The sequence below is a fragment of the Martinezella sp. CNPSo 3959 genome, assembly GCF_057784355.1.
The window spans coordinates 1,122,798-1,143,709 of record NZ_JBXSOV010000001.1; the positions used below are offsets into that span (position 1 = coordinate 1,122,798).

Annotated in this window: 21 protein-coding genes and 1 tRNA gene; 11 read left to right on the forward strand and 11 right to left on the reverse strand. The window is 59.4% G+C overall.

Features of this window, described 5'->3' with window-relative positions; genetic code table 11:
- Window positions 1–34: 34 nt before the first annotated feature.
- From AC13RE_RS05620 to chvE, 5 genes are all read right to left on the reverse strand, one after another.
- Window positions 35–1,468 (reverse strand): aldehyde dehydrogenase family protein, encoded by a 1,434-nt coding sequence (locus tag AC13RE_RS05620; protein ID WP_132717245.1) that lies wholly within the window; start codon window positions 1,466–1,468, stop codon window positions 35–37.
- Between the two features lie 66 nt (window positions 1,469–1,534).
- On the reverse strand, window positions 1,535–2,533 hold the full coding sequence (araD1, locus tag AC13RE_RS05625; protein ID WP_132717710.1) for an AraD1 family protein: 999 nt from the start codon (window positions 2,531–2,533) through the stop codon (window positions 1,535–1,537).
- Between the two features lie 116 nt (window positions 2,534–2,649).
- Window positions 2,650–3,858 (reverse strand): multiple monosaccharide ABC transporter permease, encoded by a 1,209-nt coding sequence (gene mmsB / locus AC13RE_RS05630; RefSeq protein ID WP_488562225.1) that lies wholly within the window; start codon window positions 3,856–3,858, stop codon window positions 2,650–2,652.
- Window positions 3,855–5,393 (reverse strand): multiple monosaccharide ABC transporter ATP-binding protein, encoded by a 1,539-nt coding sequence (gene mmsA / locus AC13RE_RS05635; RefSeq protein WP_488562226.1) that lies wholly within the window; start codon window positions 5,391–5,393, stop codon window positions 3,855–3,857. Before mmsA ends, mmsB begins: the two co-directional genes overlap by 4 nt.
- 104 nt (window positions 5,394–5,497) lie before the next feature.
- Complete coding sequence (gene chvE, locus AC13RE_RS05640) at window positions 5,498–6,562, reverse strand: multiple monosaccharide ABC transporter substrate-binding protein (RefSeq protein WP_112334212.1); 1,065 nt, start codon at window positions 6,560–6,562, stop codon at window positions 5,498–5,500.
- A gap of 274 nt (window positions 6,563–6,836) precedes the next feature.
- Between chvE and AC13RE_RS05645 the strand changes: the two genes are divergently transcribed.
- Window positions 6,837–7,844 (forward strand): LysR family transcriptional regulator, encoded by a 1,008-nt coding sequence (locus AC13RE_RS05645; RefSeq protein ID WP_488486246.1) that lies wholly within the window; start codon window positions 6,837–6,839, stop codon window positions 7,842–7,844.
- A gap of 71 nt (window positions 7,845–7,915) precedes the next feature.
- Window positions 7,916–8,377, forward strand: coding sequence for a hypothetical protein (locus tag AC13RE_RS05650; RefSeq protein WP_488486247.1), 462 nt, complete (start codon window positions 7,916–7,918; stop codon window positions 8,375–8,377).
- On the opposite strand, the gene AC13RE_RS05655 is transcribed toward AC13RE_RS05650, so the two are convergent.
- Window positions 8,378–8,641 (reverse strand): hypothetical protein, encoded by a 264-nt coding sequence (locus tag AC13RE_RS05655; protein ID WP_132717250.1) that lies wholly within the window; start codon window positions 8,639–8,641, stop codon window positions 8,378–8,380.
- 227 nt (window positions 8,642–8,868) lie between these two features.
- On the opposite strand from AC13RE_RS05655, the gene iolG reads away from it, so the two are divergent.
- From iolG to AC13RE_RS05675, 4 genes are all read left to right on the forward strand, one after another.
- On the forward strand, window positions 8,869–9,861 hold the full coding sequence (gene iolG, locus AC13RE_RS05660) for an inositol 2-dehydrogenase (protein WP_488486248.1): 993 nt from the start codon (window positions 8,869–8,871) through the stop codon (window positions 9,859–9,861).
- 153 nt (window positions 9,862–10,014) lie between these two features.
- Window positions 10,015–10,329, forward strand: coding sequence for an ArsR/SmtB family transcription factor (locus tag AC13RE_RS05665; protein WP_488486249.1), 315 nt, complete (start codon window positions 10,015–10,017; stop codon window positions 10,327–10,329).
- Window positions 10,326–10,685, forward strand: a complete 360-nt coding sequence (locus AC13RE_RS05670; RefSeq protein ID WP_488562227.1) for an SRPBCC family protein — start codon at window positions 10,326–10,328, stop codon at window positions 10,683–10,685. The genes AC13RE_RS05665 and AC13RE_RS05670 overlap by 4 nt, the downstream gene beginning before the upstream one ends.
- 44 nt (window positions 10,686–10,729) lie before the next feature.
- Window positions 10,730–11,353 (forward strand): ATP-dependent Clp protease proteolytic subunit, encoded by a 624-nt coding sequence (locus AC13RE_RS05675; protein ID WP_015340756.1) that lies wholly within the window; start codon window positions 10,730–10,732, stop codon window positions 11,351–11,353.
- 57 nt (window positions 11,354–11,410) lie between these two features.
- Here AC13RE_RS05675 and AC13RE_RS05680 read toward each other — a convergent pair whose 3' ends face one another.
- Window positions 11,411–12,652 (reverse strand): ROK family protein, encoded by a 1,242-nt coding sequence (locus AC13RE_RS05680; RefSeq protein ID WP_488562228.1) that lies wholly within the window; start codon window positions 12,650–12,652, stop codon window positions 11,411–11,413.
- A 222-nt stretch (window positions 12,653–12,874) separates the two neighbouring features.
- Here AC13RE_RS05680 and xylF point away from each other — a divergent pair, with 222 nt between their 5' ends.
- From xylF to AC13RE_RS05700, 4 genes are all read left to right on the forward strand, one after another.
- Complete coding sequence (gene xylF, locus AC13RE_RS05685) at window positions 12,875–13,915, forward strand: D-xylose ABC transporter substrate-binding protein (protein ID WP_015340758.1); 1,041 nt, start codon at window positions 12,875–12,877, stop codon at window positions 13,913–13,915.
- 287 nt (window positions 13,916–14,202) lie between these two features.
- Window positions 14,203–15,531, forward strand: coding sequence for a sugar ABC transporter permease (locus tag AC13RE_RS05690; protein ID WP_015340759.1), 1,329 nt, complete (start codon window positions 14,203–14,205; stop codon window positions 15,529–15,531).
- A gap of 15 nt (window positions 15,532–15,546) precedes the next feature.
- The gene (locus AC13RE_RS05695; RefSeq protein ID WP_015340760.1) at window positions 15,547–16,329 is read left to right on the forward strand and encodes an ATP-binding cassette domain-containing protein; all 783 of its coding nucleotides are present in this window, start codon (window positions 15,547–15,549) and stop codon (window positions 16,327–16,329) included.
- Between the two features lie 161 nt (window positions 16,330–16,490).
- A tRNA-Arg gene (locus AC13RE_RS05700) sits at window positions 16,491–16,567 on the forward strand.
- Window positions 16,568–16,683: 116 nt separating this feature from the next.
- Here the strand turns inward: AC13RE_RS05700 and AC13RE_RS05705 are convergent.
- The 3 genes from AC13RE_RS05705 to AC13RE_RS05715 all read right to left on the reverse strand — a co-directional run bounded on the left by AC13RE_RS05705 (window position 16,684) and on the right by AC13RE_RS05715 (window position 19,547).
- Window positions 16,684–17,586 (reverse strand): GNAT family N-acetyltransferase, encoded by a 903-nt coding sequence (locus AC13RE_RS05705; protein WP_488562229.1) that lies wholly within the window; start codon window positions 17,584–17,586, stop codon window positions 16,684–16,686.
- Between the two features lie 259 nt (window positions 17,587–17,845).
- The gene (locus AC13RE_RS05710) at window positions 17,846–18,157 is read right to left on the reverse strand and encodes a hypothetical protein (RefSeq protein ID WP_488562230.1); all 312 of its coding nucleotides are present in this window, start codon (window positions 18,155–18,157) and stop codon (window positions 17,846–17,848) included.
- A 289-nt stretch (window positions 18,158–18,446) separates the two neighbouring features.
- The gene (locus AC13RE_RS05715; RefSeq protein ID WP_488562231.1) at window positions 18,447–19,547 is read right to left on the reverse strand and encodes a porin; all 1,101 of its coding nucleotides are present in this window, start codon (window positions 19,545–19,547) and stop codon (window positions 18,447–18,449) included.
- Window positions 19,548–19,921: 374 nt separating this feature from the next.
- Between AC13RE_RS05715 and AC13RE_RS05720 the strand changes: the two genes are divergently transcribed.
- Window positions 19,922–20,383 (forward strand): cupin domain-containing protein, encoded by a 462-nt coding sequence (locus AC13RE_RS05720; RefSeq protein ID WP_488562232.1) that lies wholly within the window; start codon window positions 19,922–19,924, stop codon window positions 20,381–20,383.
- Here AC13RE_RS05720 and AC13RE_RS05725 read toward each other — a convergent pair.
- The gene (locus AC13RE_RS05725) at window positions 20,380–20,898 is read right to left on the reverse strand and encodes a GNAT family N-acetyltransferase (protein WP_488562233.1); all 519 of its coding nucleotides are present in this window, start codon (window positions 20,896–20,898) and stop codon (window positions 20,380–20,382) included. The two genes, AC13RE_RS05720 and AC13RE_RS05725, sit on opposite strands and share 4 nt — an antisense overlap.
- Between the last annotated feature and the right edge of the window lie 14 nt (window positions 20,899–20,912).

Sequence of the window (20,912 nt, forward strand, 5' to 3'; positions counted from 1 at the left end):
CGCCTCGTTCGCGCCTGGACTTTGAAATCGATGATCAGGCGAGCGTGTAAGCCGTCTTGACGGTGGTGAAGAATTCGGCGGCATATTTGCCCTGCTCGCGCGGACCGAAGGACGAGCCCTTGCGGCCGCCGAACGGCACGTGGAAGTCGACGCCGGCCGTCGGCAGGTTGACCATCACCATACCCGCTTCCGCATTGCGCTTGAAATGCGTCGCATGCTTCAGGCTCGTCGTGGCAATGCCCGAGGACAGGCCGAACGGCGTGTCGTTGGCTGTTGCCAAGGCTTCTTCGTAATCCTTGACGCGGATGACGGAGGCCACCGGCCCGAAGATCTCTTCGCGGCTGATGCGCATCTGGTTCGTCGCTTCCGTGAACAGCGTCGGCTGCAGATAGAAGCCGGGCGTGTCGCGGCTGACGAGTTCGCCGCCGAAGGCAAGCTTGGCGCCTTCTTGGCGGCCGATCTCGATATAGTCCGTATCCGTCTTCAGTTGCTTGGCATCGACGACGGGGCCGATATGCGTGCCCGACTTCATGGCATTGTCGACGTTGAGCGTCTTCAGCTTTTCCGTCAGGGCCGCCACGAACCGGTCGTGAATGCCCTCGGTGACGATGAGACGCGACGAGGCCGTGCAGCGCTGGCCGGTCGAGAAGAAGGCGGAATTGGCAGCCGCTTCGACGGCGACCGTCAGATCGGCATCGTCAAGCACGACCATCGGGTTCTTGCCGCCCATTTCGAGCTGGTACTTACGACCGTGCTCGACGGAGGAAAGCGCGACGCGCTTGCCGGTGCCGACCGAGCCGGTGAAGGTGATACCCGAAAGAACCGGGCTGTCGAGCATAGCCTGACCGACGACCGAGCCCTTGCCCATGACGAGGTTCAGCACGCCCTTAGGCAGACCGGCGCGGTTCAGAATATCGACGATTGCCCACGAGCAGCCGGGCACGAGATCGGCCGGCTTGAAGACGATGGTGTTGCCATAGCAAAGCGCCGGCGCGATCTTCCAGGCAGGAATGGCGATCGGGAAGTTCCAGGGGGTGATAACGCCGATGACGCCGAGCGGCTCGCGAGTGATCTCGACGCCGATGTTCGGGCGCACGGAGGGCACCACCTCGCCTGCCAGGCGCAGCGCCTCGCCAGCGAAGAATTCGAAGATCTGCGCGGCGCGGATGGTCTCGCCGATCGCTTCCGGCAGCGTCTTGCCCTCTTCGCGGGCGAGCAGCGCGCCGAGTTCATCCTTGCGTGCCAGGATCTCGTCGCCGGCCTTCTTCAGGATCGTGTGGCGCTCCAGAATACCAGAACGCGACCATGCTGGAAAAGCGGCCTTGGCGGCAGCGATCGCATCCGTGACATCCTGCGCGCTTGCGCTCGCATAGAGGCCGACGACCTCGTTCGTATCAGACGGGTTGATGTTCTCGGTGCCGTTCGTCCCCGTCCACTCCCCGGCGATCAAGTTCTGATGAATGGTCATGGCGTCATGCCTTCCTGGATCGTATTGGAAATGCCCGGCCGATCCCTTGCGGCCGGGCTCGATGCATTACAGCTGGCGAACAGCCACTTCTTCCTCGGCATCGATCGCCAGCGGATTGCGCAGCGGCAGGCCAAATTCGCCAACTTCGATTTCAAAGACGTCACCGACTTCGGGCTTGATGCCTTCCGCGAAGGAAAGCGTCGCCGTGCCGAACATGTGCACATGCACATCGCCGGGAACACGGAAGATGCCATACTTGAAGTGGTGATATTCAAGGTTCGCAAAGGTATGCGACATGTTCGCTTCGCCCGATAGGAACGGCTTTTCGAAGATCACCTTGTCGCCGCGCTTGATGCGCGAGGTGCCGCGAATATCTTCTGGCGCCACACCAACGCGGATTTCCGGCCCGAAGCTTGCCGGACGGAGCTTGGAATGGGCGAGATAAAGATAGTTGATCCGCTCGGTGACGTGATCGGAAAATTCGTTCGACAGCGCAAAGCCGATGCGGAACGGCGTGCCGTCCTTGGCGATGACATAGATGCCAGCCATTTCGGGCTCTTCGCCCCCATCGAGCGCAAAGGACGGAGACACGAGTGCTGCACCCGGGGCCGCTGCGCCATAGCCGTTGCCCTTGTAGAACCATTCGGGCTGCACGCCCTTCTCTCCCGCCTTCGGCTTGCCGCCCTCGATGCCCATCTTGAACATCTTCATGGAGTCGGTCAGCGTCTCCTCGGCGGCTTCCGTCGTCTTCTTGTGCATGGAATCGCGCGTGGCAGCGGAGCCAAGATGCGTCAGGCCGGTGCCTGTCAGGTGCAGGTGAGCTGCGTCGGGATGCGTGATCGGCGGCAGGAAGCGGCCTTCGGCATAGGCCTTGTCGAGATCGATTGACTCGCCGAGACCATGGGCCTCGATGACTGAAGCGAGCGACTTGCCGCTATCGGCGGCTTCCATTGCAAGCTTGTAGACGCTGCCGCCATTGACGACGGCCTTGGCAGCTTCGCCGGGTCCATTGCGGACCGCAACGACGATCTCGCCGTTCGAACCCTTGATCTGCGAGATGAGCATGTCTTTCATCCTTTCCTAACAGACAGAGATCGGATGCGTTCTACCGTTCCGGCTCTCAGCGAGAGCCGGACTCTGTCATGGATTTGGTTTTAAAAGCTGGGTTGATCGCTAAACGATCAGCCCTTGTTCTTGTTGTAGACGTCGATGAATACGGCAGCGAGCAACACCGCCCCCTTGATCATCTTCTGGGAGTCCGTCTGGTAGCCGAGGATCGACATGCCTTGGTTCAAGACACCCATGATCAAGGCGCCAATGACGGCACCCGTTACCTTGCCAACGCCGCCGGAGGCTGAAGCGCCACCGATGAAGCAGGCTGCGATGACGTCGAGTTCGAGGCCGTCACCGCCCTTTGCGGTTGCCGAATTCAGGCGCGTCGCGATGATGATGCCGGCGATGCTCGCCAGGATGCCCATGTTGATGAAGGTGTAGAAGGTCAGGCGGCGGGTATCGATACCCGAGAGCTTCGTCGCCTTTTCATTGCCGCCCATGGCATAGATGCGGCGGCCGATCGTCGTGCGCTGTGTGGCGAAGCTGTAGAGCGCGATCAAAAGCAGCATGAGAACTAGAACGTTCGGCAAGCCCCTGTAGGAGGAGATCTGGTAGCCGATGAAGATGGCGGCGGCAGCAACCACCAGATTCTGGGCGACGAAGAAGCTGAATGGTTCGACATCGATGCCGTGCTTTTCGTTAACGGTGCGGCGGCGCCATGACAGGAAGAACATGACGATCGGGATGGCGACCGTCAGCAAGATCGATGTCGAATGGATACCGCCCATATCGACGAAATCCGGAATGAAGCCCGTTGCGACGATCTGGAATGTCGGCGGGAACGGACCGATGCTGCTACCGTTGCCGGTCGTGTTGATGATTGTATAGGTCAGGCCGCGGAAAACCAGCATGCCCGACAATGTCACGATGAACGACGGAATGCGGTGATAGGCGATGAAATATCCATGCCAGGCGCCGACCGCGGCCCCCATCAGCAGACAAATGACCGTCGCGAGTGCGAGATTCATATGCATCTGCACGACAAGAACGCCGGCGACCGCCCCGACGAAACCGACGACGGAGCCGACGGAAAGATCGATATGGCCGGCCACAATAACAAGCAGCATGCCGAGCGCCATGATGACGATGAACGAGTTCTGCAGCACGATGTTGGTCAGGTTCTGCGGCCTGAACAGAACGCCGTTCGTCAAGTACTGGAACAGCAACATGATGACGACGAGCGCGATCAACATGCCGTATTCACGGATGTTGTTGCGGATATGGTCGCCGATGGAAACGACGTGGCTGCTTTCTGTGGCTGGGTTGGCCGAACTCATTGTTGTTTCTCCCCTGAGCGCATGATAGCGCGCATGATGCTCTCCTGGCTTGCCTCTGCCTTCGGCAGTTCGGCGACGATGCGACCTTCGTTCATGACGTAGATGCGGTCGCAGGTGCCGAGAAGCTCGGGCATTTCCGATGAAATCATCAGAACGCCCTTTCCGTCAGCGGCAAGCTGGTTGATGATGGAATAGATTTCGTATTTGGCGCCGACGTCGATACCGCGCGTCGGCTCATCGAGGATCAGCACTTCCGGATCCGAGAACAGCCATTTCGACAGCACTACCTTCTGCTGGTTGCCGCCGGAAAGATTGCCCGCTTCCTGGAAGACGCCGGCCGAACGGATGCGCAGCTTGGAACGATAGTTCGTCGCCACCTGCAGTTCCCGCACGTCATCGATGACGGTTGCCTTGGAAACGCCAAGCAGATTGGCAAGCGTCGTGTTGTGCAGGATGCTGTTGGTCAGAACCAGGCCGAGCTGCTTGCGGTCCTCGGTCACATAGGCAAGACCGGCATCGATCGCCCTGCGCACCGTGCTGGTATCGACCGGCTTGCCGTCAAGGAGGACTTCGCCGCTGATCTTGTGGCCATAGGACTTGCCGAAGACGCTCATAGCGAATTCGGTACGGCCTGCGCCCATCAGACCGGCAATGCCGACCACTTCGCCCTTGCGCACATTGATGTTGATATCGTGCAGCACCTGACGATCGCGATGTTGCTGGTGGAAGGCGTTCCAGTTCCTGACTTCGAAGATCGTTTCGCCGATCGGCACCGAGCGTGGCGGATAGCGATCAGCCAGCTCACGCCCGACCATGTTGCGAATGATAATGTCTTCGCTGATCTCTTCCTCGTGACAGTCGAGTGCCTTCACCGTCATGCCGTCGCGCAACACCGTGATCTGGTCGGCCACCTTGCGCACTTCGTTGAGCTTGTGCGTGATGATGATCGAGGTGATGCCTTGATTGCGGAACTCCATGAGGAGATTGAGCAGCGCATCGGAATCGTTTTCGTTCAGCGATGCCGTCGGCTCGTCGAGGATGAGCAGCTTGACGCTCTTCGATAGAGCCTTGGCGATCTCGACGAGTTGCTGCTTGCCGACACCGATGTCGGTTACGAGCGTATTCGGAGATTCCTTAAGGCCCACCTTGGAAAGAAGCTGTTTGGTTCGGCTGAAGGTTTCCTGCCAATTGATCATGCCATTGGTGACGACCTCGTTGCCGAGGAAGATATTTTCGGCAATCGACAGAAGCGGAACGAGCGCCAGCTCCTGGTGAATGATGATGATGCCGACGTCTTCGGAATCCTTGATGGTCTTAAACTGGCGGACCGCGCCATCGTAATAGATATCGCCGTCGTACGTGCCGGCCGGGTAGACGCCCGACAGCACCTTCATGAGGGTGGATTTGCCGGCTCCGTTTTCGCCGACCAAAGCATGAATCTCGCCCTGACGGACTTTCAAATTGACATTTTCCAAAGCGTTCACACCGGGGAACGACTTGGTGATGGTCCGCATTTCGAGGATGGTATTGTCCATTGTCCGTATCCAACGCCGCGATCAAACATAGCAGACCGCGCGATCGTCTTAAATATCAAAGCCAGGGCTCGCATTGAGCGAGCCCTGACCGCTATGTCGGAAGATTACTTCAGCTGATCAGCCTTGTAGTAACCGCCCTCGACGAGAACCTTTTCGTAGTTGGTCTTGTCGACTGCGACCGGGGTCAGCAGGTAGGACGGAACAACCTTGACACCGTTGTCGTAGGTCTTCGTGTCGTTGACTTCGGGCGTCTTGCCTTCCATCAGAGCGTTGACCATACCGACTGTGACCTTTGCGAGGTCGCGGGTGTCCTTGAAGATCGTGGAGTGCTGCTCGCCAGCGATGATCGACTTCACCGACGGGATTTCGGAGTCCTGACCGGTAACGATCGGAAGCTTCACGCCGCCGGAACCATAGCCGACGCCCTTGAGCGCGGAGAGGATGCCGATCGACAGGCCATCATACGGAGACAGAACGGCGTCGACGTGGCTGTCGGTGTAGTAGGCCGAGAGCAGGTTGTCCATACGGGCCTGGGCCGTTGCCGGATCCCAACGCAGCGTACCGACCTTGTCCATGCCCATCTGGCCGGACTTTACGACCAGCTTGCCGCTGTCGATGTAGGGCTTCAGGACCGACATTGCGCCGTCATAGAAGAAGAAGGCGTTGTTGTCGTCCGGAGAACCGCCGAACAGCTCGATGTTGAACGGGCCCTTGCCGTCCTTGAGGCCGAGGGCGTCGACGATCGAGTTTGCCTGCAGAACGCCCACCTTGAAGTTGTCGAACGTCGCATAATAGTCGACGTTGCCGCTGTTGCGGATCAGGCGGTCATAGGCGATGACCTTGATGCCCGCATCGTGAGCCTTCTGCAGGACGTCGGACAGCGTCGTGCCGTCGATCGAAGCGATGACGAGGACCTTATCGCCCTTGGTGACCATGTTCTCGATCTGCGAGAGCTGGTTCGGGATGTCGTCGTCGCCATACTGAAGGTCGGTGCCGTAACCAGCAGCCTGGAGCTGCTTGACGATGTTGTTGCCGTCATCGATCCAGCGCGCCGAAGCCTTGGTCGGCATGGCGATGCCTACCGTGCCCTTATCCGCCGCGAAGGCAGGTACCACCAGCGTAGCGACGCCGAACGCAGCGCCGGCCATCAATGAGATAATGGATTTCATTACTCTCTCCCTTGTTGTTAAATGCGGCGGACAAAAAATGCCCGCCCGAAACTGCGGCAGGTTCCGTAGAAGGAATGATTTACTTCTAATTGTGAGAAACGAAGTAGGTCTCCTCCACGCTCTCACGGTTTATGAGCTGTACCCAGCGCACAATCGGCAAACTCGTACGATTTCGTATAACTGTCAAATAGAATAACTGGCAAAACATATACCAAATTTGGTATAATGTTAAAAAATAGTACTTTTTTGCCGGCGAAGGGGAAAATTGGCCGTTATGGAGAAAATATATAACGATTATTTGAGCGAAGGCATTGAGATTCATTCCGACAATTTTCGCGACGACGCGTTGTTGAAAGCTGGTTTGAAGCTCAATCACCTACGGATGATCGTCACGATCGAGGATCACGGGCAAATTTCCGCGGCCGCTGAGTCCATGAACATGTCACAACCTGCGGCTTCACGCATGCTCTCAGAAATGGAGTCGATTGTCAAAAGCCCGCTTTACGAGCGTGTCGCCAGAGGCGTCGTTTTGACCCCTTTCGGGCTCGCTTTGGCCAAGCGGGCACGCAAGATCCTGCTGGAGCTGCGCGAGGCAGGCCGGGAGCTTGGCGCCTTGCGAACCGGCAGGGGTGGCTCGGTCTTTCTGGGGGCGGTGACCGCGCCGGCAATCAGCCTTGTCGTCCCGGCCATCCAGCGCGTGACGCGCACTTATCCCGGCATAGAGATCAATATCGAAGTCGAGAACAGCAATGTGCTCGCGCGCGAGCTGCTAGCGGCCCGCCATGACTTCATCATCAGCCGCATCCCGGACGACCTCGATCCGCGCCTGTTCACTGCCCATGAGATCGGCGTCGAAAAGGCCTGCCTGGTGGTTCGCAACGGCCATCCGCTGCTTGAAAGAGGTGTAGCCAGCCTGCCCGATCTGGCCGGCTACGACTGGGTATTCCAACCGCCGGGCACATTGCTTCGCCGCAAGGTGGAAGACATTTTCCTCGCTGCCGGCGTGCCCTTGCCGGAAAATGTCGTCAACACCTCATCCTTGCTGCTGACGCTGGCGGTGGTCTGCAAGACGGATGCGATCGCGCCGATTGCGCTCGACATGGCGCAATTCATCTGCGGGCAGACGTCTCAGGCGGGCGAATCCTCCATCCTGCCGATTGATTTCGACATCGACGTCAGGCCCTATAGCCTCATCACCGCCCGCGAACGCGCCATGCCGCCGAGCGCGCGGCTGCTGCATGACATGATCCTGGAAGAGAGCCGGCATCTCTCGCCGACATGAACGAAGAACCCTTGCCGCCATAAGCTCCACGCCAACTTGCGCTCCTATGAAGCTTGGCGTGGAGACCACTCATGCTGTTCAAGCAATCATTGTTTCAATCCGTGCTCGATCGCCTCGATAGCGAAGAGGAGCCCGCGGAACAGGAAGAGGCCGCGCACCGCATCCGCGGCTTGAACGTCAGCTTTGCCGCAACGGTGCTGGGCGGTGAGACGCCGGACGCCCATCGGCCAGACGAAGCCTACCGCGACAATCTCGGCGACCCTAACATTCTGCCGGAGCCGGAACCTGCTCCGCAAGAACCGGCACTGCCGGTCATGCCCGAGCATCTGGCACGAACATCGCGGGAAGAAGTCGCCGCCGAGCTCGCAATTACCTCTGACCTCACGCGCGAAGCCCTGCAGGAAAAACGCCGCAGCTTCGCGAAAGCCAATCACCCCGACGGCGTCGCCGCCCTCTTCCGCGAACAGGCGACGATCCGCATGACGCTCGCCAATCAGCTGATCGACGAAGCCATACGTCGCCTCAGACGATGATTATTTCTTGTCTTCGGAGGGCGGCTCATCATCCTCGGCAGCATCGTCCTGCGCCGGCGCATCGCTGGTCGTTGCGGGCGGTTGCGGCTTGAAATTCAAGAGCAGCATCCACGCCGAATAGGCGCCGAGCGCGCCAGACAGCATTGCCCAGAACGGCTGCGAGCCCAGCGTTTCGACGGCTGCCCAGCCAAAGCAGACGGCCACGATGAGAATGCGCACCCAAAGCGGCTTGTAGATGGGATGGCTGGGATCGATCAGTTGCATGGGTCACTTTTGCCTGTTTAAGAAGACATGTCTTTAGCGCATCCTCAGGAAAATTGTGAAGTCGTCCGCATAAAATAAGGTTTCGCGTCCGGATTTCGGCTAAGTGGAGAGCCGGAATTTTCAGAATTGTGAAGTCCAGGCTGCTTGACGCCGTCGCCGGAAAATGGAATGAAAATTCCAGAGCAATTGATATTCGGTCCATTTATTCCGAATTCAGGGAGGTAATAATGACTGTCAGATTTGGTCTGCTCGGCGCCGGACGCATTGGCAAGGTGCATGCGAAAGCCGTCAGCGGCGATGCCAACGCCGAGCTCGTCGCCGTCGCGGATGCCTTTCCGGCGGCGGCGGAAGCAATCGCGTCCGCCTATGGCTGCGAAGTCCGCACGATCGAGGCGATCGAGGCCGCCAAGGATATCGATGCTGTCGTCATCTGCACGCCGACGGATACCCATGCCGATCTGATCGAGCGCTTTTCCCGCGCCGGTAAGGCCATCTTCTGCGAAAAGCCTGTCGATCTCGACGTCGCGCGCGTCCAGGCCTGCATCAAGGTTGTCAATGAGACCAAGGGCAAGCTGATGGTCGGCTTCAACCGCCGCTTCGACCCACATTTCATGGCTGTCAAGAAAGCCATCGACGAAGGCCGCATCGGCACGGTCGAAATGGTGACGATCACCTCGCGCGATCCGGGCGCCCCGCCGGTCGATTACATCAAGCGCTCCGGCGGCATCTTCCGCGACATGACGATCCATGACTTCGACATGGCGCGCTTCCTGCTCGGCGAAGAACCGGTTGCCGTCACCGCGACTGCCGCAGTTCTGGTCGACAAGGCGATCGGCGAAGCCGGCGATTACGACAGCGTTTCGGTCATCCTTCAGACGGCATCGGGCAAGCAGGCAATCATCTCCAACTCGCGCCGCGCCACCTACGGCTACGATCAGCGGATCGAAATCCATGGCTCGAAGGGCCTGGTTTCGGCTGAAAACCAACGCCCCTTCTCCATCGAAGTCGCCAACGGCGATGGCTACACCCGCCCGCCGCTGCATGATTTCTTCATGACGCGCTACACCGAAGCCTATGCCAACGAGATCGCAAGCTTCATCGCCGCGATCGAAAAGGGCGCCACCATCACACCATCGGGCGCCGATGGTCTTGCCGCACTGAAGCTGGCGGATGCCGCCTTGCAGTCGGTCAAGGAAGGCCGCCTCGTCAAGATCGACTGAGCCGTCTCCATTCCTCCAGCAATGCGATCCTCCCAAAAGTCCGCCGCGATTTCCATTCGCGGCGGACTTTTTCTTTGGCGCGATCCAGAGCTCCCGAAGAGACTTCGATAAAAACCTCTTGCGAATCACATAAGTCCGTGCTTATCTATTTCCATGATAGAGAATGAGATATTCCGGGCCTTGGCCGATCCGACCCGCCGCGCCATCTTCGAGAAGCTGGCGACAGGCGGCATGAATGCCAGCGCCCTACGAGACGGTATCGACATCAGCCAGCCGGCCATGTCCCAGCATCTCGCGGTTCTGCGGAGCGCCGGGCTGGTCAGGGAAGAACGACAGGGGCGTTTCGTGAATTACGAAGTCGATCCGGAGGGACTTGCCCTCATCGCCCAATGGCTAGCGAAATACCGTGCATATTGGCCGGCCCGCATCGAAGCTCTCAAGGTGTTGCTGAAGGATATGGATCAATGAACAATCCCGAGATCGCCGAGCGAAAGAACGGCATCAAGCTGGAATACCAGCTCGACGAACCGCCGCAGAAAGTCTGGCGTGCAATCAGCACCCCTGAGCTTCGCCAAAACTGGCTGCCGCAGGAGGCCTTGGCCAATCCCGAGGCTATATCGGTCACGCCGGGCAAGGAAGTCACCTACAGGCTGCGGGACGACGCAACGCCCTTCCTCGAAAGCACCGTGACTTTCAAAATATCTTCGAATGCAAACGGCGGCACCAGCCTGCGGATCATCCACGAGCTCGATGACATTCGGCTTCGCGAAACGGAAAGAGCTGCAGCAAACAATAACAGCCTGACCGTCATGCGCGCCGCCTGACGCGCTAGATCTATCAACAATTTCAATAACATTGGAGTTCGCCGATGCGCGAAGCGATGCAACTCGTCCCTATGGTCGTTGAGCAGTCCAGCAGAGGGGAGCGATCTTTCGACATCTACTCCCGCCTGCTGCGCGAGAGAATCATCTTCCTGAATGGCGAGGTGAACGACGACGTCTCGGCCCTCGTCTGCGCGCAACTGCTGTTTCTCGAGGCCGAAAATCCGAAGAGACCGATCCACCTTTATATCAATTCGCCCGGTGGCGTCGTAACCAGCGGTCTCGCGATGTATGACACCATGCGTTACGTTCGTGCTCCGGTGCATACGCTTTGCATGGGAACCGCCCGTTCGATGGGCTCCTTCCTCTTGATGTCTGGTCAGCCGGGTGAACGCACCGCGCTTCCAAATGCCAGCATCCATATTCACCAGCCATTGGGCGGTTTCCAGGGACAGGCATCGGACATCTTTATCCATGCCGAAGAAATGAGGCGAACGAAGCATCGCATGACGCGGCTTTATGCCGAGCATTGCGGACGCTCCTATGAGGAGTTCGAACGCGCCATGGACCGCGATCACTTCATGACGGCGGAAGAGGCTCTGGAATGGGGGCTGATCGACCGTATTCTTCAGGTCCGCGAAGACGAACAGCCTTTGGGCTTGGCGGATTGATTGGGATGACAATCCTGCGGCCAAGCGCATGGCCACAGCTTGCGGCGCCCTCGCCTCTCAACCCGCCTGGTCGCGCAACTCGACGACCGAGGCTCCCCTCTTCACGATATCATTATCGATGATCGAAAATGCGCGGTTCAGATGCCCTTCGAAAACGAGCGTCGGCTCGTCGGCGATGACGCGCAGCTCCGGCATGCCCTCCATGCGCACGACATGCGATTCCGCCAGGCCCTCGGTTATGCCCTCGATCAGCAGATCGTAGTACCTTACGCCAGGACCGGTGATGACGATCGGCATCCGCTCGTGCAGGCTCAAGACACGCGAAAGGCCGTTGCCGAGCGCCAGGCCCGCCTGGCGGAAGGCCAGTACGTTGCGGCGCCCGCCCTGGCGCGCACTCGCAGCGATCTTGTCGAGCTCGGCAATCGGCACGAACTTCGCCGGGATCGTGTCCAGCGGCACGTCGAAAGCCGTCCGCAGCATGGCGTAGAAACCGGCATAGGCCTCGATACATCCCCGCGCGCCGCAGCGACAAAGACCGCCGCCGGGCACATGCATCATATGCCCGAAATTGGGCGCCGATATATGATGGCCGCCTTCATGTTCCCGGCGCACGATGCCAAGCCCGATACTATGGCCGAGCGACAGCGCCGCCAGCGAGCGGAAGTCGCCGTGGGTGTTGATTTCCTCCTGCCGCCCAAGGGCTGCAGCCACAAGCAGGGTTTCGTTGCCGAGAATGATTTGCGCCGTCCATTCATCGCGCAGCACGTCAGCGAAGTCGATCTCGTCACGCCCGAAGATCGGAGACCAGCGCAGCACAGGCGCCGAAGTATCGACGAGCCCCTTGCTGCTGATCGAGATCATCAGCACCTTATCGCGCGGCAATCGCGATCGGGTGACAATGCGGTTCAAGGCATCGCGCAAGGCTGCCACGAAGCGCTCGACGCCCGCAACGTTCTGCTGCCTATCCTCGGCAAAGCGGTCGATCAGGCGGCCGGTATAATCGACGAGAGAATATTGCACCGCATCCGACGAGATGACGACGACGATGAGATAGCCGCATTCGCGCCGCTGCGAAAACAAAACACGCGGGCGCCCGCGGCCGCTGGCCGGCTGCTGCTCCGCCTTTTCGATGATCTGCGCCCGCTCGAGATCGGCAGTGATGACCGATACGGTCGCGGAAGAGAGCCTGGTGAAATCAGAGAGCTCGGTATGGGCGAGCGGGCCGTGCCGGCGCAGCGCCGACAAGACCAAGGCGCTGTTCTTCTGACGGACCAATTCGGTGCTCGATTTGGCCAGCATCGGCAAACTCCCTGCTCATTCAACCCTCCTCCTGCGCAGCCCCTGATAGCTTTTTCGGACGACCGATGAAACCTGGCGGCGCGGGTGTTGACAGCTGAAAAAATCTCTGACACTAAATTTCTCGACTGTCGAGAAAAAAGTCCAAGACTTTTCTTGTCAGCATTTCGCCGCGGCCGACGGGAGTTCAGGATACGTGCGGTCGCATTCACTCGGGAGGATCACATGAAAGCTTTCATCAAGCTGGCTGCGGGCGCGGCCATCGTTTTGACCATGCAGACGGCCGCCTTCGCCAAGGATCTCGTCGTCGGCGTTTCCTGGTCGAATTTCCAGGAAGAACGTTGGAAGACCGATGAGGCAGCCATCAAGAAGGCTCTGGCAGCCGTCGGGGCCAAATACATTTCCGCCGACGCCCAGTCGTCCGCTTCCAAGCAGCTGACAGACGTCGAGTCGCTGATTTCGCAGGGCGCCAACGCCCTCATCATTCTCGCCCAGGATTCCGATGCCATCGGCCCGGCCGTTGAAAAGGCTGCCGACGAAGGCATTCCGGTTGTCGGCTATGACCGCCTGATCGAAAATCCGGCAGCCTTCTACATCACCTTCGACAACAAGGAAGTGGGCCGCATGCAGGCTCGCGAAGTCCTGAAGGCAAAGCCGGAAGGCAACTATGTCTTCATCAAGGGTTCGTCGTCCGACCCGAACGCTGACTTCCTGTTCTCCGGCCAGATTGAGGTGCTGAAGTCCGCCATCGACGCCGGCAAGATTAAGAACGTCGGCGAAGCCTATACGGACGGCTGGCTGCCGCAGAACGCGCAGCGCAACATGGAACAGTTCCTGACCGCCAACAACAACAAGGTTGACGCGGTCGTCGCCTCCAACGACGGCACCGCCGGCGGCGCTGTTGCTGCACTCGACGCCCAGGGCCTTGCAGGTTCCGTTCCGGTTTCCGGCCAGGACGCCGACAAGGCAGCGCTCAACCGCATCGCGCTTGGCACGCAGACCGTTTCCATCTGGAAGGACTCGCGCGAACTCGGCAAGCGTGCCGCTGAAATCGCCATCGATCTTGCCAAGGGCAAGAAGCTGGACGAGATCTCCGGCGTTCAGACCTTCAACGGCGGCCCGAAGCACGTCGCCATGAAGTCGGTCTTCCTGACCCCGGTTGCTATCACCAAGGACAATCTGAACGTCGTCATCGACGCCGGCTGGATTTCCAAGGCTGAAGCCTGCCAGGGTGTCAAGGCAGGCGCTGTCGCGGCCTGCAAATAAACCGACTTTAGAACGAGCTTACTCATCGAAAGAGCGACGCCGCAGCGGCACACCGTTGCGGCGTCGAATGCGGATTGGAAGCCGACAACCCTCCCTTGCAGCTGGAGGCGGAGCTTCCCCGCAGTGTGGTATGCCGCCGCATCCCTTTGTCCGTCGGACGGCGGTCATCGGGACCGGATAAAGGCCGGGTTGCAGGCGATGGCAGACATTTTTGAGATTGGCGCGATTGCCAGCGACTGCCAGAATGCGTCGCCGGCCGCGCCCGACAGAGGGAGAACGGCAAAGCGATGGCCGACATGACACAGTCCACTACATCGAGCGGGCCTAGGAACGCGGATGCCGGCGCGATCACCCGGTTTCTGCGCGCCACGGAAATCGATACCCGCCTGCTCGGCATGATAGGAGCGCTACTGATCATCTGGATCGGTTTTGATCTCTATCTCAGGGTCTTCGACGGCCGGGAATTTCTGACGGCGAGAAACCTTTGGAACCTTTCGGTGCAGACCTGCGAAATCGCGGTTCTCGCCACGGGCATGGTGTTGGTCATCGTCACGCGCAACATCGACCTGTCGGTAGGCTCCGTGCTCGGTTTCGTCGCCATGATCATGGGCGTCATGCAGGCAAAATGGCTGCCGCAATATCTCGGCTTCGACAGCTCCTGGACGTGGATCATCACCCTCCTCTGCGGCCTGGCGATCGGCACGGCCATCGGCACCTTCCAGGGCGCGATCATCGCCTTCATGAACGTTCCCTCCTTCATCGTGACGCTTGGCGGCCTTCTCGTCTGGCGCGGCCTTGCGTGGTACGTCACCAGCGGTCAGACCGTGGCGCCGATGGATTCCACCTTCGTTATCATGGGCGGCAGCGGCGCCACCGGCTCGATCGGCGCCACCTGGAGCTGGGTGGTCGGCGTGATTTCCTGCCTGCTAATCATTGTCGGCATCGTCGGCTCACGCCAGCAAAGAAAGCGCTTCCACTTTCCGCGCCGCCCCCTCTGGGCGGAATACTTCCTGGCCGGCCTTGGCTCCCTGCTCGTCCTCGGTACCGTCTATCTCTTCAATAGTTATGACTGGCCGGTCGGCATCGCCAAGCGCTACGCCACCGAGCACAATATCACGTGGCCCGAGAACGGCCTCGATATCCCCTATGGCATCGCGGTGCCGGTCCTTATCGCCGTTCTCATCGGCATCGCGATGACTTTCATCGCGACCCGCCTGCGCTTCGGCCGCTACGTCTTCGCGATCGGCGGCAATCCGGAAGCGGCAGAGCTTGCCGGCATCAAGACCCGCTGGGTCATCGTGAAGATCTTCGCGCTGATGGGCCTGCTCGCCGCCGTCGCCGCCGCGATTTCGACCGCCCGCCTCAATTCGGCTGTGAACTCACAGGGAACCACCTACGAACTCTTCACCATCGCTGCTGCCGTCATCGGCGGCACGTCGCTCGCCGGCGGCAGCGGCACGGTCGCCGGCGCCATGCTTGGCGCGCTGGTCATGCAGTCGCTGCAATCGGGCATGGGGCTCGCCAATGTCGACACACCGATTCAAAACGTCGTCGTCGGGGTCGTTTTGGTGGTCGCCGTCTGGCTCGACATCGTCTACCGCTCGCGCGCCAAGTAAAAGGAATTCTGAACCATGACGGATCAAACCACTCCGCTTGTGGAAATGAAGAACATTTCCATCTCCTTCGGCGGCATCCACGCGGTCGACAACGCCTCGGTGGACCTTTATCCCGGCGAAGTCGTCGCCCTTCTCGGCCATAACGGCGCCGGCAAATCGACGCTGATCAAGATTCTCTCCGGCGCCTACAAGCGCGACAGCGGCGATATCCTGATCAACGGCGAGCCCGCCGATATCCGCACCCCGCGCGACGCCAAGAAATACGGCATCGAGACGATCTACCAGACGCTCGCCGTCGCCGATAATGTCGACGCCGCCGCCAACCTCTATCTTGGCCGCGAACTGCAGACCCGCTGGGGTACGCTCGACGACGTCGCGATGGAAGCGAAGGCCCGCGAAGTGATGGGACGCCTCAACCCCAACTTCAAGCGCTTCAAAGAGCCGGTGAAGGCGCTTTCCGGCGGCCAGCGCCAGTCGGTGGCGATTGCCCGCGCCATCCTCTTCGACGCCCGCATCCTGATCATGGACGAGCCGACGGCGGCGCTTGGCCCGCAGGAGACGGCGCAGGTCGGCGAGCTCATAAAGCAGTTGAAGAAGGAAGGCATCGGCATCTTCCTCATCAGCCACGACATCCACGACGTCTTCGACCTTGCCGACCGCGTCTCGGTCATGAAGAACGGCCAGGTCGTCGGCCACGCCCGCACCGAAGACGTCACCAAGGACGAAGTGCTGGGCATGATCATCCTCGGCAAGGTGCCGCCCAAAGCCATCCCCGGCCCCGGCGCGATGAAGGAATGAGCCGGAACGGCCGATGACACCAAGGCCGCGCGCTCAAAGCCCGCGGCCTTATCCCAACAAAACGTCCGATCTCACGCTTTCCTGAATTTTCCGCATTGAAGCCAAGCCTTTCCTGGGCTAAGAACCAGCCATCGGACAGGCGATTCAAACCGCCACGGCATGCACCCGTAGCTCAGCTGGATAGAGTGTTGGATTCCGATTCCAAAGGTCACAGGTTCGAATCCTGTCGGGTGCGCCATTTTCTCCGGGGTCCGTGCCAATGCAGAATAAGTTGGACCTCAATGCTACCTCCCGGCAATCGCAAAGGCTCGGCGCCGAGATAGCCATTCCGTTGCGCCACCAGCAAACGCCCGCCTACATAAAGCCCGGATTTCGCGGCAGATATTGCGTCCAGTCGCCATAGCCGGGCGATGCCATCAGTAGCATGGGGAAGGTGATCCGCATGCCTTGATCGATCGCAAGGCTCAAGGCGCCGTCGCATGTGCCTGGCAGGAACGCCGATATCTTCTCGGCGGAGCCATCTGCCGCCAGCGTCAACGCCGTCGCAAAGGCATCGCGGAGAAAGTCGGGCCGCATGACCGCTAGGGGACCGATGTGCCCGTTGAAACCGATATAGCCGTAGCCGGCGATATCGTTGCCGGCGTAGAGCAAAAACCCTTTGGTCGCCGGGTCGTCGAGCAGATAGCGGTGATGTTTCTCCCGCGAGACGCCAATGGCGCGGGAATCGATCCGGACGAGATTTTCCATAGTCACAGCGCCGTTGTCGATCGCGATGGCGCGCAATGGCGGTGCTGGCAAGGTCTGCTTTATCCGTTCGCGCTCGACATTGAAAAAGTAAATCGGCATCTTGGGAAAGAGGCCGTGCCGCATGTAAAGGCCCTGCGAGACACGATTGAAGGTGAAGGTAATCAGTGCCTTATGAGCCGCTCCCGATTTCCGGGCGTGCTCCATGGTCCGCTCCAACAGTTCATTTCCGATGCCCTGCCCCTGTCGGGCGGGGTCGACGAACAGCTGGGCGAGGAACCAAACATCGCCGCAAACCCAACTCCAGGCAAAGCCGAGAATTTCTCCCTCGTCTTCTGCGACCCATAGCCCATCAGGGTCGTCCTTCAGCGAAAACAGCTGAAAGCCGGGAGGGCTTGCCGTCGCCATCGCGCCGAAGCCATGCCGGACGGTAAGATCGTTGATGCTGGCAACCACCAGAGTATCGGTCGCGGCCAAATCTTCCGCGCAAGCAGGTCTGTAAACAAGCGGCATTGGATAACCCCGCAAATGTTTCCGCGACAGAGCGCGCCGCGAAGCTGATCGTGTCAGCCATTCATGGGTGCGATAATAACACACCCGTTGTCGCTTTCATCCTGCCGAATGCGCGGCGAGAGGCACTTTATCCGGCGATTTCGACCTGAAAGCGTAACAGGAACGTCAGACGGCAGGAGCTTTCCTGCCGCACCGATATTACGATCCGAGAAGGTCTGGTGGCGGCTGAGCCATGGTGACAGCCAGCCTTGCTTTCAGTTCAGTGGTTCTTGTTCGGCCCTTTGCCCGTCGCGAAGCTGCAGGTCTTGATCTTGCAGCTGGGGTCGTCGCTGGTGGGAACGCTGGCGCTGGCCATCGAGCCTTGCCCCAGGCAAGCCATCGAATTCGAAACGGTCCGATGGTACATCATCAGGCCCGGATGGTGCGAGGGATATCTCAGCACGATCGAGCCTTCCCGGGCCATCTTTTCATGCACGGCGGCGCAGGTCATCGACTTGGAATTATAGGCCGACATGGCCATCGCGTTCGTGGAGAACAGTCCAATTGCGGCAAGTATGATGATCGTCTTCATGGGGCTTCCTTTGGTCGCGCCGAAGGGCGCTATCGAAAATGAGATAGTCGTTGATTAGCATTGGATTTATGACAGTGAACCGACTTCCCTTTATCGGCTGTTTGACCACTGCCAAGGGTGACCTGGCGCCCGTTTGGGTGCGATTGCGCTGGAGGTCACGATGCATCGCATGGTGCCTGTCGGCAGGATGCGGTGCGAACGGAGATTTAGAAATCGTCCGTCACGACAGATAGGGCCCGATATGAAGACCGGGCCTCATTTCTGCGAAGATCAGCCGAGACCAAAAGCCTCAGAAAGTCCGTTCGAAGCGCAGGATACCCGAGAAGGTATCGTCACTCGGCAGATCGTAGTGAACGTAGGTGAATTCCGGCTCGACCAGCAGGTTCTTGACCGGATTGAATTTGACGTTCGTGGTCGCCTCGAAGATCTTGGAGTCGGTATAGGCAAGCTGCAGGTTCCACTTCAGCTTGTCGTTGATCGGAACGCCGACGCCACCCCAGACGGCCCAGTCGCCCCAGCCGCAATCCGCGCCGTGAACGACGCCGTCGGAAGTCGTGCAGGCCGAGACGTTCTGGTTCGAGCCGGCATATTGGTTGAGCTTGTCGCCATCAGTGTTCCAGCCGCCCATCAGGAAGGCGGAGAAGACGCCGAAGTCGGCATCGATACGAGCCTTGATGGCACCTTCTTCGACGATAGAGTCATAACCGCCGACCACGCGGAACTGCCATGCGCCAGCCTTGTAGCCGAGACCGGCCACTACATTCGGAGCGTAGTGATCGCTCTTGGAGAGCTGCCAGCTGCCGCCATAGGCGCTTGTGGTCGTGCCGGAATTGCTGTCTTCGAGCGAGATGACACCAGTAAAGCCCGTGCCGCTGTCATAGTTGTAGGTCAGCTGGTTCAATTCATACGGACCGTCATAGATAACGTCGTCCTGGATCACATCGCCGGCATAGCCGATGAACTGGTTGTACTGCGAGTCCGTCTTACCCACGCTGAAGCCGCCGAGGGTAATGTAGGCCCACAGCAAGTTCGTGCCGGTGGAGCCACCATCGTTCCAGTCCCAACGCACGATGGTCTCGGTCTTCAGCGGGCCATATTCGGTGTCAGTTGCGGTATTCAGATTGAGCTCGGCGCGAGTATGCCACTTGGTGCCGAAGTTGCTGGCGCGATTGTAGGGATCTTTCCACTGGCCTTCGGTACGGACCTTGCCGCCGATCCTCAGACAGGTCTCCGTACCGGGAATGAAGAAGTAGCCGGCGCCGAACGCGTCGCAGATGCGGACATACTCCAGCGGCTCCGGTTCGGCGGCAACGATAGCATCGGCAGCATGCGCGCCGGATACGACGCATAGCGCAGCAGCAGAACCGATAAGCAAGCTCTTGATGTTCATGGTAACTCCATCCGTCGAATGAACTTGCGCGATGGACGAACCTGGGGGTCGCTCGACATCAAGTTCCAGTGCCAAATTCGAAGCACAAGGCTTCGCTTCCGATTAGTAAGCTGCATTTACTATTTTGCTTTTACAAGGGCGTGGAGAGGTCCCAAAACATATATGACAGCAGCTTCATATGGCGTGTTGCGCAAACGACGCACATGTGTATGAGCGATGACAACCGGGTGACAATTAGATGACAAAGCAAGGCAATTAAGCCCCGTGTGCTATGCTCTGCCGAGATACATCGCTTGGCTGACAGCGATAAGTCTTGCTAGACTTCAAACTACAAGCAGCACACACATCCATCGGAAATCGCAGGCAGGATCATCATGCCGAGGATCGATATTGCAGCTATACCTGAAATCAAGGGCACGCGCTATCCAGCGCCCTTCAATGAACCCTGCGCCGAGCGCATACGCCAGCGTCTGGGTGATGCCGGCGGCCTCACGGATTTCGGGGTCAACCTCATGCGGCTGCCGCCGGGCAATTGGTCGAGTCAGCGGCACTGGCATTCGGAGGAGGACGAATTCGTTTATGTGCTGAAGGGCGAACTGACGCTCATCGAGGATGGCGGCGAGACCGTGCTGCGCGCTGGCGATTGTGCCGCCTTCCCGAAAAGCTCGGGCAACGGCCATCACATGATCAACAAGTCGAGTACCACGGCTGTCTATCTCGAGGTCGGAACGCGCTCTCCGACCGACCTCATCACCTGTTCCGATGTCGATATGATGAGCTCGAGCACCGATGGCCGCTTCGTGCATAAGGACGGCATGCCTTATCCGGACGGCTAAGTCGGCTCATCGATATCAGCGACGGCCCGCGGATGGGAAAGCAGATGCGTCGGCGCTCCATGCAGCATGACTTCGCGCTCGAAATGGAATCCACATTTTTCCAGCACGCGCCGGGAGGCGAGATTGACGGGACGTACAAGCCCGATAACGCGCTTCGCCTGCAGATCGTTATGGGCGAAAGCCAGCGCCTCCTTCACCAGCTCCGTCGCGTAGCCGCTTCCCCAATGATCGGGATGCAGATGATAAGAAAGATTGAGCCCCTCAAATTCCGTCGAAACGGTAACGCCTCCGAAACCGATCAGCTGTCCCTGCGTTTCGATCGCCCAGCGCCCGAACCCATGCAGGCGCCAATGCGTCCGGTCACGGGCGAGACGCCGAGCACTCTCTTCGGGAGAATCCGGTCTCGGATCCGGCCTGTGGGCGACCAGTTCGGGCCGCTGGAACAAGGCCGCCAGAAAGTCGATATCGAGCTCTTCCGGCATCCGCAGGGAAAGGCGTGAGGTACGACGGATCATGGCGTCTCCGCTCG